This is a genomic window from Erysipelothrix larvae (genome assembly GCF_001545095.1).
Lineage (GTDB): Bacteria > Bacillota_I > Bacilli_A > Erysipelotrichales > Erysipelotrichaceae > Erysipelothrix > Erysipelothrix larvae.
Window position 1 is genome coordinate 2,136,875 of sequence record NZ_CP013213.1, and the last position, 17,959, is coordinate 2,154,833.

Annotated in this window: 15 protein-coding genes and 3 rRNA genes; all 18 read right to left on the reverse strand. The window is 42.3% G+C overall.

The window, feature by feature from the left end; all coding sequences use genetic code 11:
- Positions 1–23: 23 nt before the first annotated feature.
- Complete coding sequence (locus AOC36_RS09890; protein ID WP_067633811.1) at positions 24–203, reverse strand: hypothetical protein; 180 nt, start codon at positions 201–203, stop codon at positions 24–26.
- Positions 204–374: 171 nt separating this feature from the next.
- Entirely contained in the window at positions 375–938 is a 564-nt protein-coding gene (locus AOC36_RS09895) for a Pycsar system effector family protein (protein ID WP_157777180.1), read from the reverse strand.
- Positions 939–1,056: 118 nt separating this feature from the next.
- Positions 1,057–1,170, reverse strand: a 5S ribosomal RNA gene (rrf, locus tag AOC36_RS09900).
- A 96-nt stretch (positions 1,171–1,266) separates the two neighbouring features.
- Positions 1,267–4,173: ribosomal RNA gene (locus tag AOC36_RS09905) — 23S ribosomal RNA — on the reverse strand.
- A 273-nt stretch (positions 4,174–4,446) separates the two neighbouring features.
- A 16S ribosomal RNA gene (locus AOC36_RS09910) occupies positions 4,447–5,989 on the reverse strand.
- Together the 16S, 23S and 5S rRNA genes form the textbook arrangement of a ribosomal RNA operon.
- Positions 5,990–6,347: 358 nt before the next feature.
- Positions 6,348–6,956: a V-type ATP synthase subunit D gene (locus tag AOC36_RS09915; RefSeq protein WP_067633815.1), complete on the reverse strand. Its 609-nt coding sequence runs from the start codon at positions 6,954–6,956 to the stop codon at positions 6,348–6,350.
- Positions 6,953–8,329 carry a V-type ATP synthase subunit B gene (locus tag AOC36_RS09920; RefSeq protein ID WP_236922982.1) on the reverse strand — a complete coding sequence of 459 codons (1,377 nt, stop codon included), beginning with the start codon at positions 8,327–8,329 and terminating at the stop codon, positions 6,953–6,955. The genes AOC36_RS09915 and AOC36_RS09920 overlap by 4 nt, the downstream gene beginning before the upstream one ends.
- Entirely contained in the window at positions 8,322–10,091 is a 1,770-nt protein-coding gene (locus AOC36_RS09925) for a V-type ATP synthase subunit A (RefSeq protein WP_067633818.1), read from the reverse strand. The genes AOC36_RS09920 and AOC36_RS09925 overlap by 8 nt, the downstream gene beginning before the upstream one ends.
- Before the next feature lie 14 nt (positions 10,092–10,105).
- Positions 10,106–10,411 (reverse strand): hypothetical protein, encoded by a 306-nt coding sequence (locus AOC36_RS09930; RefSeq protein WP_067633820.1) that lies wholly within the window; start codon positions 10,409–10,411, stop codon positions 10,106–10,108.
- The gene (locus tag AOC36_RS09935) at positions 10,404–11,090 is read right to left on the reverse strand and encodes a hypothetical protein (RefSeq protein ID WP_067633823.1); all 687 of its coding nucleotides are present in this window, start codon (positions 11,088–11,090) and stop codon (positions 10,404–10,406) included. Before AOC36_RS09935 ends, AOC36_RS09930 begins: the two co-directional genes overlap by 8 nt.
- Entirely contained in the window at positions 11,087–11,659 is a 573-nt protein-coding gene (locus AOC36_RS09940; RefSeq protein ID WP_067633825.1) for a hypothetical protein, read from the reverse strand. Before AOC36_RS09940 ends, AOC36_RS09935 begins: the two co-directional genes overlap by 4 nt.
- Positions 11,659–12,132 carry a V-type ATP synthase subunit K gene (locus AOC36_RS09945; protein WP_067633828.1) on the reverse strand — a complete coding sequence of 158 codons (474 nt, stop codon included), beginning with the start codon at positions 12,130–12,132 and terminating at the stop codon, positions 11,659–11,661. Before AOC36_RS09945 ends, AOC36_RS09940 begins: the two co-directional genes overlap by 1 nt.
- Before the next feature lie 15 nt (positions 12,133–12,147).
- Positions 12,148–14,070: a V-type ATP synthase subunit I gene (locus tag AOC36_RS09950; RefSeq protein ID WP_067633830.1), complete on the reverse strand. Its 1,923-nt coding sequence runs from the start codon at positions 14,068–14,070 to the stop codon at positions 12,148–12,150.
- The gene (locus tag AOC36_RS09955; RefSeq protein ID WP_067633832.1) at positions 14,057–14,377 is read right to left on the reverse strand and encodes a hypothetical protein; all 321 of its coding nucleotides are present in this window, start codon (positions 14,375–14,377) and stop codon (positions 14,057–14,059) included. Before AOC36_RS09955 ends, AOC36_RS09950 begins: the two co-directional genes overlap by 14 nt.
- Positions 14,370–15,029 carry a TetR/AcrR family transcriptional regulator gene (locus AOC36_RS09960; RefSeq protein WP_078055151.1) on the reverse strand — a complete coding sequence of 220 codons (660 nt, stop codon included), beginning with the start codon at positions 15,027–15,029 and terminating at the stop codon, positions 14,370–14,372. Before AOC36_RS09960 ends, AOC36_RS09955 begins: the two co-directional genes overlap by 8 nt.
- A 54-nt stretch (positions 15,030–15,083) precedes the next feature.
- A complete protein-coding gene (locus tag AOC36_RS09965) occupies positions 15,084–15,863 on the reverse strand; it encodes an ABC transporter ATP-binding protein (RefSeq protein WP_067633836.1) in 780 nt (259 codons plus the stop codon).
- Complete coding sequence (locus tag AOC36_RS09970; protein WP_067633838.1) at positions 15,823–16,761, reverse strand: ABC transporter permease; 939 nt, start codon at positions 16,759–16,761, stop codon at positions 15,823–15,825. The genes AOC36_RS09965 and AOC36_RS09970 overlap by 41 nt, the downstream gene beginning before the upstream one ends.
- Position 16,762: 1 nt before the next feature.
- Positions 16,763–17,731: an ABC transporter substrate-binding protein gene (locus AOC36_RS09975; protein WP_067633840.1), complete on the reverse strand. Its 969-nt coding sequence runs from the start codon at positions 17,729–17,731 to the stop codon at positions 16,763–16,765.
- Positions 17,732–17,959: the final 228 nt, after the last annotated feature.

Here is a 17,959-nt window from a genome sequence, read left to right on the forward strand (position 1 = left end):
ATAGGCGTATTGCCAACACAAGTTTAATTTCGAATCAAAGCATCACGAATAACCCAATCAAGTATGTGATTCGCGCAAAGGATTACAATTCCAGACACAATCAAAGAGACTGCAATTTTCAATTGTCTTTCTTGAATTAGCACGCCCACAAGAACAAGGACCGATACAACCGACAATCTTAAGGTTTTACCAAAATACAACATCCCACTTCATATCAGGAACTAAGACTAATATTAAATTGATCCTGGCGAAATCTATCGCACGTTAATTCTTTCATTTCAAAGTCAGAAGAGTCAAACTCTCATCTTCTAACTATAATATACGAAAAAACTCTAAAAATCCATTAAGTATTTCTTATTGTTTGCATATAAATCTTAAATAAACAATCCGAATGTTAGGCAGATAAAAAACAATGCAAAGCCTACCAAAGAGCATCTCATCCCTATTGTATATTTCCGATATTTCTTGGAACAGATGATGGAATTGATATAAATTTGTGAGACGATATGATTCATATACTCCTCTTCTGTCATGTGCAATAAAGAATCCTTATATTTATCGTACGATTCAAACATTACAATGCCACCAAAAAAAATCTTTGATTTTTGTTCAAATTCTAACCCTTTAATATCCTTCCCTTCTACTTTTGGAATCAATACAAAGATCAAAGTAATAATCCCAACCATAATGAAGAGAACTGATAATAATCCTAAAATAAAAAATATAAAGTGCATGACAGAATTAAGTTTAAGTGATTCTATAGTAATTTCTTGGATTATTGAAGGGCATTCTGTCGAGAATACTATGGTAAAAAGTCCCGCGAAGACAGCGAGTAATATTGATGTCTTATTATCACAGTTTTGCACAAACCCAATTGTACGATCAAGAATATCGACTGCTTCTTCCTTTGTTATTGCATGCTTCGAAGACTCCATCATGGTGTCACCTTTCTATATTTAAGATAAATCTTATTTATTGTTATAAATTATATCATAGCTGCACATGCTAAACAAAGATATCTAAAAAAAAGAACCCTCAAAGTGAAGGTCCTTGATTAACTGGCAATGAGCTATCTTAACTATGGCAGGCATAGCTATTGTCGCCGCTAAAGTGCTTAACTACTGTGTTCGGGATGGGAACAGGTGTGACCACTTCGCTAGAATCACCAGATCAAATTGAGAGAATCTCTCAAAACTAAATAATAGAAAGTCGATTGATAAGTTGACGTTGTATCCTTTCGGATGTGTTGTTGTTTATAAGACGTTTGTGATTAAAACCTCGATCTATTAGTATCAGTCAGCTCCATGTATCGCTACACTTCCACCTCTGACCTATCAACCTGATAGTCTTTCAGGGATCTTACTTCTTACGAATGGGAAATCTCATCTTGGAGTTGGTTTCATGCTTAGATGCTTTCAGCGCTTATCCATTCCATACTTAGCTACCCAGCGGTGCTCTTGGCAGAACAACTGGTACACCAGCGGTATGTCCATCCCGGTCCTCTCGTACTAGGGACAGCGCTCCTCAAATTTCCTACGCCCACAACAGATAGGGACCGAACTGTCTCACGACGTTCTGAACCCAGCTCGCGTACCGCTTTAATGGGCGGACAGCCCAACCCTTGGAACCGGCTTCAGTTCCAGGATGCGATGAGCCGACATCGAGGTGCCAAACCTCGCCGTCGATATGAACTCTTGGGCGAGATTAGCCTGTTATCCCCAGGGTAGCTTTTATCCGTTAAGCGACGGCCCTTCCACGCGGAACCGCCGGATCACTAAGCCCGACTTTCGTCCCTGCTCGACTTGTAAGTCTCGCAGTCAAGCACACTTCTGCCTTTGCGCTCGTCGATTGATTTCTGACCAATCTGAGTGTACCTTTGGGCGCCTCCGTTACTCTTTAGGAGGCGACCGCCCCAGTCAAACTGCCTACCTGACACGTTCCCGGATCCGGATTACGGACCGCGGTTAGAACTTCAAACATACAAGAGTGGTATCCCAGTTGTGACTCCACGTATACTAGCGTACACGCTTCACAGTCTCCCACCTATCCTGTACATGTAGGCTCAAAGTTCAATATCAAGCTACAGTAAAGCTCCATGGGGTCTTTCCTTCTAGTTGCGGGTAACCGGCATTATCACCGGTACTAAGATTTCACCGAGTCTGCTGCCGAGACAGCGCCCAAATCGTTACGCCTTTCGTGCGGGTCGGAACTTACCCGACAAGGAATTTCGCTACCTTAGGACCGTTATAGTTACGGCCGCCGTTCACTGGGGCTTCAGTTCAATGCTTCGGATTTCTCCTAACACATCCCCTTAACCTTCCAGCACCGGGCAGGCGTCACCCCCTATACTTCGCCTTGCGGCTTTGCAGAGAGCTATGTTTTAGTTAAACAGTCGCTTGGGCCTCTTCACTGCGGCTCTACTCTTCATAGAGCACCCCTTCTCCCTAAGTTACGGGGTCATTTTGCCGAGTTCCTTGGCAACAGTTCTCTCGCTCACCTCAGGATTCTCTCCTTGCCCACCTGTGTCGGTTTTGGTACGGGCCACCATACAATTATCGCTAGAAACTTTTCTTGAAAGCTGGCATCAACACCTTCGCTACTTCCTCACGGGTTCACTCCCCATCACGCCTTTGCATTGATGTGCGGATTTGCCTACACATCTGCTCCTTCGCTTGGACGCACTCTTCCAGTCGTGCGCTGTATCTAGCCTTCTCTGTCATTCCTTCACTTGTATTGTGGGTACGGGAATATCAACCCGTTGTCCATCGACTACGCTTTTCAGCCTCATCTTAGGTCCCGACTTACCCAGGGAGGACGAGCCTTCCCCTGGAAACCTTAGGCAATCGGTGTGTCAGATTCTCACTGACATTTCGCTACTCACACCGGCATTCTCACTTCTATACGCTCCAGCGCTCCTTACGGTACACCTTCAACGCTGTATAGAACGCTCCCCTACCATTCATATTACTATAAATTCGCAGCTTCGGTAACATGCTTAGCCCCGGTACATTTTCGGCGCAGGGTCACTCGACTAGTGAGCTGTTACGCACTCTTTCAAGGGTGGCTGCTTCTAAGCCAACCTCCTAGTTGTCTGTGCATCCCCACATCCTTTTCCACTTAGCATGTATTTTGGGACCTTAGCTGGCGATCTGGGCTGTTTCCCTCTCGTCTATGGACATTATCACCCACAGACTGACTGCCAAGCATTAACCATTGGCATTCGGAGTTTGATAATGATCAGTACCCCTAGATGGGGCCATCACACTTTCAGTGCTCTACCTCCAATGGCATTCACTTGACGCTAGCCCTAAAGCTATTTCGGGGAGAACCAGCTATCTCGAAGTTCGATTGGCTTTTCACCCCTAGCCACAACTCATCCGCCAGCTTTTCAACGATGGTCGGTTCGGTCCTCCATTTGGTTTCACCCAAACTTCAACCTGGTCATGGCTAGATCACTTCGTTTCGGGTCTACGACATTGTACTATTTCGCCCTATTCAGACTCGCTTTCGCTTCGGCTCCGCCTCTTCAGCTTAACCTCGCACACTATCGTAACTCGCCGGTTCATTATGCAATAGGCACGCCATCACCCTTTAACGGGCTCTGACTTCTTGTAAGCATACGGTTTCAGGTTCTATTTCACTCCGCGCCAGCGGTTCTTTTCACCTTTCCCTCACGGTACTGGTTCACTATCGGTCACTAAGGAGTATTTAGCCTTACCGGGTGGTCCCGGCAGATTCCGACAAGGTTTCACGTGCCTCGCCGTACTCAGGATCCCACTAGAGTGATTCTCAATTTCAAATACAGGGCTTGCACCTTCTTCGGCTGGCCTTTCAATGCCATTCTTCTATCTCAAATCAATCCCATATCGTGGTCCTACAACCCCGACCCTAAAGTCGGTTTGGGCTCTTCCCGTTTCGCTCGCCACTACTCAGGGAATCATTCTTTATTTTCTTTTCCTCTTGCTACTAAGATGTTTCAATTCGCAAGGTTGCCTCATATCAAACTATGTGTTCATTTGACTGTAATACTGCTCTACCAGTATTGGGTTCCCCCATTCGGATACCTCCGGATCATTGTGTACGTACCACTCCCCGAAGCATTTCGCTGTTAGTCGCGTCCTTCATCAGCTCTTAGTGCCTAGGCATCCACCGTACGCCCTTCCATATTTAATCACGTCATTACAACCTCAGCCTGCATAAGACTGGATTGCGCTTTGTTTTTTTTATGTGTTCGCTTTGTTTGTTTGCTTAAGTTACTGTTAAATTGCTTTTTAACTTTGACTTTGTGTTCTTAGTTTTTCAACTATCCAAAAAGATCCATTTTTTTACCTATCTGAATCTCTTCTATTATTCAGTTTTCAAAGATCCTGAGATGATCGCTTCGATCTCTCAAAACTAAACAAGAAACGTGTGTACCAATTTCGACGTCTTTCTAATACTCCTTAGAAAGGAGGTGATCCATCCCCACCTTCCGGTAGGGATACCTTGTTACGACTTAACCCCAGTCATCGATCCTACCTTCGACAGCTCCCTCCCTTGCGGGTTAGGCCACTGGCTTCGGGTATTACCAACTCCCATGGTTTGACGGGCGGTGTGTACAAGGCCCGAGAACGTATTCACCGCGGCATGCTGATCCGCGATTACTAGCGATTCCGACTTCATGGAGTCGAGTTGCAGACTCCAATCCGAACTGAGACGTACTTTATGAGATTCGCTCCACATCACTGCTTCGCTTCCCTTTGTATACGCCATTGTAGTACGTGTGTAGCCCAGATCATAAGGGGCATGATGATTTGACGTCATCCCCACCTTCCTCCGGTTTATCACCGGCAGTCTCTCTAGAGTCCCCATCTTTACATGCTGGTAACTAGAGACAAGGGTTGCGCTCGTTGCGGGACTTAACCCAACATCTCACGACACGAGCTGACGACAACCATGCACCACCTGTATCCGCCATAACTATTACACATCTCTGTGCTTTTGCGCGGTATGTCAAGACCTGGTAAGGTTCTTCGCGTTGCGTCGAATTAAACCACATACTCCACCGCTTGTGCGGGCCCCCGTCAATTCCTTTGAGTTTTACGCTTGCGCGCATACTCCCCAGGCGGGATACTTATTGCGTTAACTGCAGCACTGAGATTCTTCCCAACACTTAGTATCCATCGTTTACGGCGTGGACTACTAGGGTATCTAATCCTATTTGCTCCCCACGCTTTCGAGCCTCAGCGTCAGTATCAGGCCAGTGAGCCGCCTTCGCCACTGGTGTTCCTCCATATATCTACGCATTTTACCGCTACACATGGAATTCCACTCACCTCTCCTGTACTCAAGTCTACCAGTTTCTAAGGCGTCACGGGGTTGAGCCCCGAACTTTCACCTTAAACTTAATAAACCGCCTACGCTCCCTTTACGCCCAATAATTCCGGATAACGCTCGCCACCTACGTATTACCGCGGCTGCTGGCACGTAGTTAGCCGTGGCTTTCTGGTAAGGTACCGTCAAGCACAGATCATTCCCTATCCGTACATTTCTTCCCTTACAACAGAGCTTTACAACCCGAAGGCCTTCTTCACTCACGCGGCGTCGCTCGGTCAGGGTTTCCCCCATTGCCGAAAATTCCCTACTGCTGCCTCCCGTAGGAGTCTGGGCCGTGTCTCAGTCCCAGTGTGGCCGGTCACCCTCTCAGGCCGGCTACGCATCATCGTCTTGGTGAGCCGTTACCTCACCAACTAACTAATGCGCCATAAATCCATCCCATTGTGATGTATCCCATCTTTACTTTAAATATGATGCCATATCTAAACCTATCCGGTATTAGCAGTCGTTTCCAACTGTTATCCCAGGCATTGGGGCAGGTTGTTTATGTATTACTCACCCGTTCGCCACTAACTTCTCTAAAAAACAAGTTTTCTAGGTCCGTTCGTTCGACTTGCATGTATTAGGCACGCCGCCAGCGTTCATCCTGAGCCAGGATCAAACTCTCCATTTGATTCTTTCTCTTTTTTTGTTTATCTTATATAAACACAAACTCTGACAGTTTGTTTTTGTTTTAATTTCTATTTTCGAAATTGACGTTTCTTGTTCAGTTTTCAAAGACCAATTCGTTGCCGTTCTTACCGAACCGGCTTGATAATAATACCATTACACCTACCACAAGTCAACACTATTCTTCATCTTTTTTACTTTATTTTTATTTTATTCATTTTAGGTGATATTACGTGGCTATTTACTGTGTTTTGCGCTTGTTTGATATCGATTTATCCGCTAAGGTCACCGGGTAATTATCGAATCTTCTTCAAAAAAAAGAACCCTTTTTTATGCATCATCATAAATCAGGGTTCCTAGGATTACTTCACTTTCATGACCCGTGCCTTTTGGCTTCGTTCATGATCGTCTATTTTCATTTTAATGTACGCAATTGTTTCTTTTGTATCTGGAATCGTACGGTGTTCCAAAGCATTCACACGACGGCGTGTTTCTTTGATCTCACTCGCAAGAACCATACATCTTTTTTCAAGCTCAGCAAGTTTTACCAATTCCGGTAACATTTGCGCATACATCGCTTCAATTTGCAAGACTTCATGCGATATTGTAAAGACACTGCGTGAAGATACTTCTTGGTCTTCGATGTTTAAGTCATACTTCAAGACTCGAACCCCCAGTTCATGTTCACGATGCGCATCCACATGGGCATCCAAGGTTTTCTTACTGAGGTGTTTTTCAATGTGTGAGGCATCAGAGTTTAAAGATGCAACGTGATATAATCCGTACATCTTTTCAAACTCATAGTCAACACGACGGCGTTGGTTCTTCGTTTCCTCACTTAAATGAAGGAATCGTTGGACCAGTGAATCTTGTTTCTCTTTTAAAAGTTTATGACCTCGACTGGCAATTTGGAGTTTGCGCTCTAGATTGCGCATTTCCATCCGTGTTGGATTCACCCGAAGGCGTGTCATGATGTCTCTCCATGATAATAGGTAATTAAGAATTCATCACGCACACGTTTGAGTTCTGTTTTCGGCAACATCCCTAAGAGCTTCCATGCAATATCTAATGATTCAGTAACCGATCTGTTTTCATAAAACCCTTGATCTAGGAAATCTTTTTCAAAGGCACGGGCAAAGGATGCATATTGCAAGTCTAGATCCGATAAAGCACTTTCTCCAAGGATACTTGCAAGTTCAATGGTTTCTTTACCTTTAGCATAGCTTGCGAACAGTTGGTTCATTACATCGGAGTGGTCCTTGCGGGTTTTCCCATCACCGATTCCCTTGTCTTTAAGTCGACTTAGGCTGGGTAAAACATCCACTGGCGGTTCAATACCACTGCGTTTTAAATCACGCGATAGAATAATTTGTCCTTCGGTGATATAGCCGGTTAAGTCTGGAATTGGGTGTGTTTTGTCATCTTCAGGCATGGATAGAATTGGGATCAATGTCACTGAACCCTCTCGATCTTGAAGCCGTCCTGCACGTTCATACAGCGTTGCAAGGTCGGTGTACATATACCCTGGATAGCCTCTTCGTCCTGGAATCTCTTTGCGTGATGCAGAGATTTCACGCAATGCTTCACAGTAATAGTTCATATCACTCATAATTACAATGACATGCATGCCTTTTTCAAAGGCAAGGTATTCTGCCGTTGTGAGTGCCATTCGTGGTGTCGAGATGCGTTCAATGGCTGGATCATTTGCAAGATTCATAAAGAGCACTGAGCGTTCAAGTGCACCTGTACGCTTGAATTCGTCTTCAAAAAACCGTGCTTCTTCATAAGAGATTCCCATCGCACAAAAGACAACCGCAAAGTCGATGGATTCATCCAAGACTTTTGCTTGACGTGCGATTTGTGTCGCCAATTCATTATGTGGTAACCCCGCACCAGAGAATATTGGAAGTTTTTGTCCTACAACCAAGGTGTTTAAAACATCGATTGCGGAAATGCCGGTTTGTAAGAATTGATTGGGAAACATCCGTAATACAGGGTTCATAACCTTCCCGTTGATATCGCGTCGTTCATAGGACAACAGTTCTGGACCCCCATCGATGATGCGTCCTTTACCATCAAAAATCCGCCCCATCATTTCATCGGAAACTTTCAGTTTCATGGGTTCCCCTTTAAATCGAATGCGCGTACTTTCGGGGCGAATTCCCATGTTTGATTCATACAGTTGCACGACTGCAGAGGTTCCATCAACTTCAAGGACTTTTCCAATACGGACATCATCTTCATCTACAAAGATTTCGACTTCTTCATCATATTGGATGTTTTCAACTCCATCCACAATTAACAAAGGTCCGACAACTTCTCGGATTGTTTTATACTCACGCATGATGATCGACACCTCCCTTCAATGCTTCAAATTCTTGTTTTGCTTCGTTCACAAGGCCTTCAATGTTTCCAAGATCTTGTGATGGTATGTATTTCATTCGTGATATTTTGTAGACCACATCCATATTGATAATATCTGCAATATAAATATGATCGTGCACTAAGTAATTGCGTGCCATTGCGTAAAACTCCATGATTACATGAAGCATTGTTGCTTGTTTTTCATAACTTGTGAAGGTATCTTCTTCTTGGAATGCATTTTGTTGGAGGAAATCCTCACGAATCATGCGGGCAATTTCTAACTTGAGCACTTCTTGATCGGATAAGGCATCGCGTCCAATCAACTGAACAATCTCCAACAAGCGTTTTTCATCTTTCAATAAAAACATGGCTTCTTGACGTAACTTTGAAAAATTCTTGTGGACGTTACGGCGCATATACCGGTCTAAAGACTCATCATAAAGCGAATAACTTTCAAGCCAATCAATCGCTGGGAAGTGACGTTGGTATGCAAGTTGTGAATCAAGAGCCCAAAAGACTTTCACAATCCGTAGGGTGGCTTGTGTTACCGGTTCGGATAAATCACCACCCGCTGGGGAAACCGCACCAATCATTGTGATGGATCCTTTTTCTTGGTTTTCACCCAATACATCCACAACACCTGCACGCTCATACACTTCTGCAAGTCGAGAACCCAAGTAGGCTGGATACCCTTCATCACCTGGCATCTCTTCCAGACGACCACTCATCTCACGCAGTGCTTCTGCCCATCGTGATGTTGAGTCTGCCATCATCGCAACATCATACCCCATGTCTCTAAAGTATTCCGCGATTGTGATTCCCGTATAGATTGACGCTTCACGGGCTGCAACTGGCATGTTGGATGTGTTTGCGATGAGTACAGTTTTATCCATTAATGGGCGTCCGGTTTGGGGATCTTTAATCTCAGGAAACTCATTGAGTACATCGGTCATCTCATTACCCCGTTCACCACATCCAATATAAACAATCACTTCTGCATTGGAGTGTTTTGCGAGTTGGTGTTGGACCACAGTCTTGCCAGAACCAAACGGTCCTGGAACACAAGCCGTCCCTCCTTTCGCAACTGGGAAGAAGGTGTCAATTACACGTTGTCCTGTTACTAAAGGTTCGTAGGGCAAATGTTTTCGAACATAAGGTCTACCACGGCGGATTGGCCATGATTGTACCATTGTCATTTCATATTTCCCTTTATCTGTATCAAGAATGCATACAATATCTTCGATTGTATATTCACCCTTCACAAGGTGGTGACACACACCATGAACTTGTGGTGGTACCATGATGTAATGTTTCAGACCACGTTCCATGACATATCCGATGCGATCACCGGGTTCTACATGATCTCCTTCATGGACAAGGGGTTCAAACGCCCATTTATTTTGGGTGTTCAGTGGATCAACATGGGTTCCACGTGATAGAAAATTTCCGGTCGCAAGGGCATACGCATTTAAATCACGCCCAATCCCATCAAACATCGAAGACAACAATCCAGGTCCTAAACGCACACTTAAGGGTTGGTACAACGATTCAACCGGTTCACCCACACTAATACCAGATGTTTCTTCATATACTTGAATGGATGCATAGGAGTCACGTATTTCAATGATTTCACCCAATAGTTTTTCATGTGACACAAGTACTGTATCAAACAGTCGTGCCCCAGGGATATCCTTAGCAACCACTAAGGGTCCTGATATTTTTTCAATAAATCCTTGGCTCATATCATTCCTCCTACTCACTTATGAAATCCAACAGCATCTTCAGACAGATGCTTCAAACGTTTTTGTCCCACACCCTGGTGTTCTTGACGATTCGCAAGGACATGTATGGATATGGATAAATCAGTGTTTGCGCCATCGATTATCTTGGCATAGTGTGTATAAATTGTCTCACTGATAAAGACAATCTGATAGTGTTTATATTTAAGTTCACGAATAAAGGAGTCAAAGGGAATGCTTCCATCATAATAGATGTGTTCCATTCCTAAACTGGTCATAACCCCTTCTTCTTTTTGGGTTGAAACATAGGCAACATTACTCATATGCAAGCACCACCTCACTGAGTTCAATATTGAACAGTTCTGCTTTCATGCGTCCTCTGAGTTCTATCAGTTCATTCATATTAAAATAAAGCTTACTGAAAAGACCATTGTCTGAGGTTCCATCCATGCGGTGGGCTTCCATCGCATCTCTGATGATTCGTTTTTCTAAAAGTTCCACATTTTTTATATCAAGGCCTTCCAATGGTTCATGATAGATGGAATTGCGAACAAGTCCCTTAACATCACTGGCATAGGTTTCAAGGGAAACGCGATCAATAAATCCAGTCGCAACCACATTCATTTCACGTTTAAACATCAACAACCGTTTGAGATTGTAGAAGTCGATCTTGATCTTAGCATAAGTAATTCCTAAAGGAATCTGTTGGTACGCCGTTAAACTGTTTAAGATCGCAGTGTCCGTTTCCCAATCCAAGGTCTCTGCTTTTTTTACCAAGTCTCTTTCTATATATAATGGTTCAAAAAGTGAACAATCCACATCAAAGGATTCAACCGTTTCAAACAACCGGTCCCATTGTCTATCAAACCATTGGTCCGCATCTAAAGATGTCACAATCGATTGGCTATGCATGAGCTTTTGAAGTTGTTCACGCGTTGTATTGTTTAGATATAAATCACTGGGTGCTCTGAGGATATGATGCAACATAATGGATTGGGTCATTCATCATCACCACCATACAAAATATCCATCGCTTTATTGGTCAGATTATCCCGTTTATGGCGCATAATCTGTTTAAGTTCCATATTCACATTAAAATGTGTGTAGTTTAAGATAAATCCATTCCCAATCGATTCATCTTTAATAATCTGATAGGTCTGACCCAACGCTTCCACCACTAAGTCAAAGTGCTTTGAAGCAACATGAATCCGTGGTTTTTCATCGGTTTTTTGTTTATTTAGGCTTCGATACAACAAATCAATATACGCCTCATTATCAAGACTTTCGAGTTCATTGTATACCTCATCAAGCAACGCATTGATGTGACGGATTTTATGTTCATTCACACTAAGGGCTGCTTGGTTTTTATACCGTGCCATTTCACGACTTTTCAAGAATGCCGTTTCTTCTTGATTCTTTTGATCACGAATGGCACCTCTTTTTTGTGCATCTTGAAGCATGGTGTCATACACCAATTTCCCTGCATTATGTGCAGCGTCTAGAAACGCTTCACGTTCACGCTTCCCAACTTCTTCAAGCGCATCCAGAATTACTGAATGTTCAAGACTCACTAAAAGGTCACCGAGTTTAGGATAATGATTGAAGTAACAAACGCAAGCAAGGCGTAGGTTTCAACCATAACGGCATAGATAATATTCTTTGTCATTTCATTTTCATTACGTGCAAGTAAGTGAACACCATTCACCGCAACTTTAGCTTGTGAGATTGCAGTAGGTCCACCAACGATTGCCATGGGTAAGCATGCCATCAAGATGAACAGCCCTTCTTGAAGTCCCATTCCAACGTGTAAGCGTCCCAATGTCATAATCGCCACAACAAATCCATACAACCCTTGTGATGCCGGCATCATTTGTAAGAGCAAACTCTTCCCAAACTTTTCAGACTGATCGACCATCAACCCTGTGGTTGCTTCACCAACCATACCAACACCTTTACCACTGCTCAGTCCAGGAATCGCGACAACCAGTGCCATTCCTAATACCGCAAATACTAACCCACCATATTCCAAAATAAATTGTTCCATTAATCAAATCTCCTTTTATTCAACATTAATATATTCTGCGGATGATCGAAACGCCTTAAACGCTTGTCCACCACCAACGAAAAACTTACCGAAAAACTCTACATATGTGAGTCGTGCTGAGTGTACATACGAACTTAATCCACTAATTAAAAGGTTAAAGGTATGTCCAATCATAAAGATGACGATGCCTGCAAGTGTTCCCATAAATCCAAACCCTTGAACCATTCCCATCATCGTATTAAATGCCATCCCGATGGATGCACCTGCAAGCCCTAAGGCCATAAGTCGTGAGTAGGATACGATATCCCCCACATAATTTGTCAGTCCATATAAACTATATAATCCTGAGACTGCTTTCCCTGGAATTGTTTTCGCAGAGCGTCCATTGGTTAAGACTATCCCAACCATCCCAATAATCATCGTCCACATGGCGATTGTTTGATAGGGTGCTAAGAAGTCAGTAAACATCATGGATACCAAGACGATGGCACCTAATAGTGTCATATACCAAAACAGGACATCGTAGATGACATATCTAAATTTATAATCGCGAATGTGCAGGTATGCTTTCACTGCCATTCCCGCAAAAAGATGGAATACGCCAAATCCTAAAGCTAAAATAAGCACCATTGTAAAGTCATAATTGATATCTATCAAGGCTTTCATCGGAACTAATCCACCAAAAAATGAGCCGTAGATTAATCCCCATAACATTGTTGGGAAACTTACATAAAATAACAGTTTCAACATATCTTTGGTTTGTGGTTTGAAATTAATGAATTTCAATGCCAAGCCTAATCCAATCGCCATAACCAATCCATACCCTAAATCCGCCAACATCATGCCAAAGAAAAATGCATAAAATGGGGCGAAAATGGGTGTTGGATCCAACTCATCATAGCGGGGTTGTGAGTACATGTTTGTAATGGGTTCAAAGGCTTTATTGAAGCCATTGTTTTTAAGTTTAATCGGCACTTCCATTGAATGAAGGGGAGCGGGTGTGATTTCTAGATCCACCTTCCCCAATACACTGTCTGAAACGACCGTTCTAAATTCATCTTCAAATTCTGTTTCAATCCACCCTCGCATAATCGTTACGTGTTTTGATTGTATAAATTGAGATTTCACGGATTCTTTGAGTGCTTCATTATTTAAGTATTCATAATGAATCTTCAAGACATCTTCAAAGGGTCCAATTGACTGAATGCGATTTCTCATATTCAAACGCTTCTCTAAGGTTCGATTTAATAATGAGATCATTTCATCCACTTGTTTAGTAATTTCCAAAGAAACTGCTGAACGATAGGATAAGTCATATTTCTCTGCTGTGATTGACAGTGTTTCTTCAGATCCCTTAGGGGGTAGAATTACGAAGATGACTTGATTTTTGTCAGGCACTTCTTTCGTCATATAAAACACAGAATCAACACGATGTAGTTCAGCATCAAATTGTTTCGCATCATCACATGCGACTGTCCCAATCATCGGTTTTTGATGCACAAGCAGTTTCATAACATCAATAGGAAGCCCTTTATGTTCCCATGGAACATAACATTGAAATCCATTGATAAGACCTGTCTTACGTTCATACATTTCGGAATAGGTTTCTAGGATTTCATCCAGATCTGTATTGTGTACCACTGATTCAATTTCTTCAAAGGACATGTTTTTCACATTCAATGAACCAAACAACCCCTTTGATTCTTTTTTCTTTCGATTCGCATCTTGTACACGTTTAATGACAAGCTGAATCATGGATCGTTTGATTTCGTTATTCTCAAAATCATAGGTTGATTTTACAGGATGAAATCCTGGATGTTCTTGCGATACAGACTGTGCAAAGTTGACATTTTTATACCGTTGCAAGGCTTGTAAGACAGTCTCTAAATCATCATTCATGACAAATAACTTGAATTCGCTCATTTTAACGATCGCCATCAAACAACACCTCCTTAATCAATAACTGTTTCGCTTGTTGTTTGTGCTTTTCAAATTGTGCATCAACACGCATCTTCTCATTTTGTGTTTGTGCATCCACTTGAGACTTAAATGATCTCAGGTCATCATTCATCACTTCAAGCATTTCTTTCTTACGCTGTTCTGACTCAGATTTCATCTTCCCAATTTCTTGAAATGCTTTGTCACGATATTGACCCACAATCACTTCTTTTTCTTTTTCTGATTTTTCAAATTGAGCTTGGATTTCGCGTTCCTTCGCTTCAATTCTACTGAGTAAGTCACTCAACTGCATCACCTCCATTAATTACTTTTTCATGTCTAAGCCTTAAAACCGCCTGCATTAACTCACCTTGATTGAGGTGCAGTGCTGTTTCAATAAGCCCCAGCTTTTCTTCAAGTGGTATCTTTTCAAAGAACTCCAACCGATAGGCACCTTCCAAAACCATGATTACCATCTCTAAGGGATATTTCACCACCAGTTTTGCCTCTTGGATTCCCATTGCCACAACTTTTTCAATAACATCATGCAACTTAACAAGATATTGCCGATGATATTCCGCAAACAATCGTGATTCGTGTTGAAGTACTTTTCGATACGTCGAAATCGTTTTTTGTTTAAAACTCGAATACTCCGCAATCAATAATACCAACGATTCATTAAAATTTGCGTCCACACTATCCATTTTATCAATCAACATCGATAATTGAAGTTCACATTTTCGCTCGATTACAGCATTTAAAATGTCTTCTTTCGTGTCAAAATAATAATAGATTAATCCCTTTGCAATATTCAGCGTCTTTGCGATATGCGCAATCGACGTCTCATCGTAACCGTGCTCTAAAAACAACGCTTGCGCGCGTTCTAGAATGGCTTCTCTACGGATTTTTTCTGAATTTGAACATACCATTTTCTTATCACCACGAATATAATAACGCATTTTTGACCAGCGGTCAAATTTTTTTGATACAAAAAAAAGGGCCAAAGCCCAATTTTAGATTGTCGAGAGTATGGAAGGTTCATGTTGTCTGAAGAGTTCGATGATTCTTTCTTGAGTGAGATTTTGTTTTTCTTCACCCCTGACATCACAGACAATTTCTCCTTCATGAAACATGATGAGGCGCGTACCATAAGTAAGCGCATGGTTAATATTATGGGTCACCATGAGTGTTGTGATATGACGTTTTGTAACCATATCATTTGTGATTTGCATAATCCGTTCACTGCTTTTTGGATCCAATGCAGCCGTATGTTCATCCAACAGTAAGACTTCGGGTTCATTAATCAGTGACATCAAGAGCGAGAGTGCTTGGCGTTGTCCACCCGATAGATGGCCGACTTTGATATCCATTTTATGTTCAAGACCCATGCCAAGTTCGCTCAACCCCTCAACAAACTCAGAACTGTCTGCGTGTTTTTTCAATCCTTTAAGGTTTAAAAGATTTCCCTTTTGAACCGCCATTGCGAGGTTTTCAAACACTGTTAATGATGGGGATGTTCCCATGCTTGGATCTTGAAAGACACGAGAAAAAACGCGGAATCGTTTATAGGGTTTGATTTTCATAATGTTTTCATCTTTAAATTGGATGGTACCTTGATCGGGTAAAACATTTCCCCCTATCATGTTGAGCAATGTGGATTTCCCACTTCCGTTTGAGCCAACAATAACAATGAACTCGCCTTCATCAACGTTTAAGTTAAGGCCACGATAAACACAGTTACGGGCTTCAGTATTAGGATTGAATGTTTTGTGAATATTGTTGAACTGTAACATTATCGTTCTCCTTTTTTCTTACAAACTTTGACAGTGGGTTATTGGTAAAGATGATTGTTGTAATGAAGATTCCTACGGTAATTAGTTTGAGGTGAATTGGATTGAGTCCCCATTTAATCGCAATCGCAACAATCAGACGGTAAATCATTGCACCGATAATGACTTGTGTTGTCATTTTTAAGCGTGTTTTTGATAATAACAAAGTTCCCAGCAATACCGAGGATAGTGCCATCACGACCATCCCAGCACCCAGCGAAATATCAAAGTATCTTCCTAAGGAAGCACCCATTCCACCACTCAATGCCACAAGGCCATTTGAGAGTGCAAGTCCTAAGACTTTCACAACATCACTGTTTTCACCCAGTGTTAACACTAAGCCTTCATTATCACCCGTTACTTTGAGTAAGTATCCAGCACGTGTTGATAAAATCCAATCAACCCCCACTTTCGCAATCATCGCAATCACAAAAAGCACCAGAACAGGGTAGAAATTTACCACCCAAGCAGGTAGGTTCATAGCAGAAAGCCAGGTTGTATCAAGCAAGGTCTTTTCGCCAAAGAGCGGGATGTTAGAAACACCCCCCGCGATCATTAAATTGACTGAATAGAGTCCCGTCATCACTAAGATACCACTCAATAAACTGGTAATCTTTAACTTAACATGGAGCAATCCTGTCAGTGAGCCAGCGATTGCGCCTGCGAGAAATGAAACCACAAGGGCAATCCAAGGATTAACACCATTCACAATCAGTACAGCACTGACTACTACACCTAATGGATAAGAACCGTCGACACTTAAGTCGGCGATTCCCATAATGTTGTAGGTCATCATTGCACCCATTGCAAGGACGCCATAGAGGAATCCTTCTTGTAATACGGTTAATAATAAATTTGTCATGTTATTTTAGGGTCGCTCTTTCAAGGACTGTATTTGGAATTTCAATTCCAAGTTGTTTCGCCACTGATTCACTCACTAATAATTCAGTTTCATTAGCACCTTGAACTGCCAATGATTCAGGCTTCTTACCATCAATCAAGATTTCTTTTACCATCTTCCCTGCAACATGTCCCAAGTCATTGTAGCTGATTGAATCTGAAGCCAACAATCCTTTATCGAATTGTCCTGCTTCTGCAGCGAATACGGGTACGTTTGCTTTGTTTGTTTGGTCAATTAATGTCGATATTCCTGATACAACCATGTTATCGGTAATAACATACATTGCATCTACTTTTTCAGCCAAGGTTCCCGATGCAAGTTGTAGATCGCTTGCTTGTGAAATTCCCGACTCAATCACGTTTAACCCAATTTTTGAAGCTGCTTGTTTCGTTTGTTCTACTTGGATCAATGAATTTGCTTCACCCACGTTGTACACAACCCCAATATTTTGTGCATTTGGCATAACTTCCTTGATTAACGCCATTTGCTTATCAATCGGTGCGGCATCACTCACTCCAGTTACATTACCACCTGGCGCTTCAAGTGTCGCAACCAACCCTGCATCCACTGGATCAGTTACTGCATTGAAGACTACTGGAATCTCTGTGTTTTTTGTTGCATTTAAGACTGCTTGTGCTGCGATTGTTGCAATTGCGTAAATCAAATCAACATCTTCTTCCACAAGTTGTGCTGCAATGGTATTGGCATCCACTGGACTTCCTTGTGCATTTTTGTAAATGATTTCATATTTATCACTGCCTAATAGGGTATCAAGTTCTTCCTTTAATCCCGTTAAGGTTGCATCCAGTGAAGGATGGTCTACCAGTTGCAAGACGCCAATCTTTAAGACCTTATCATCACTCGCTCCCTTTCCACTTCCACATCCTACTAATATTAATAGTGCGCAAATCATAACTCCTAATCGTTTCATACTCTCTCTCCTTTTGTAAACGAAACTATAAAAAAGACCACATAACATGTGGCCGCGTCGTTTACTTTATGTATCTTAGCCACATGAACCTTTAACCAATGCAAAACGGTCAATGTCCAGTATGGCATTAACCTAATTAAGGATAGTAGCTAAAGAAGTAGCCAGAATTGTGAATGCTGTGTTTAATTTGTGTACATTTCATGATTACTTCCACCTTTCTTGAAAACA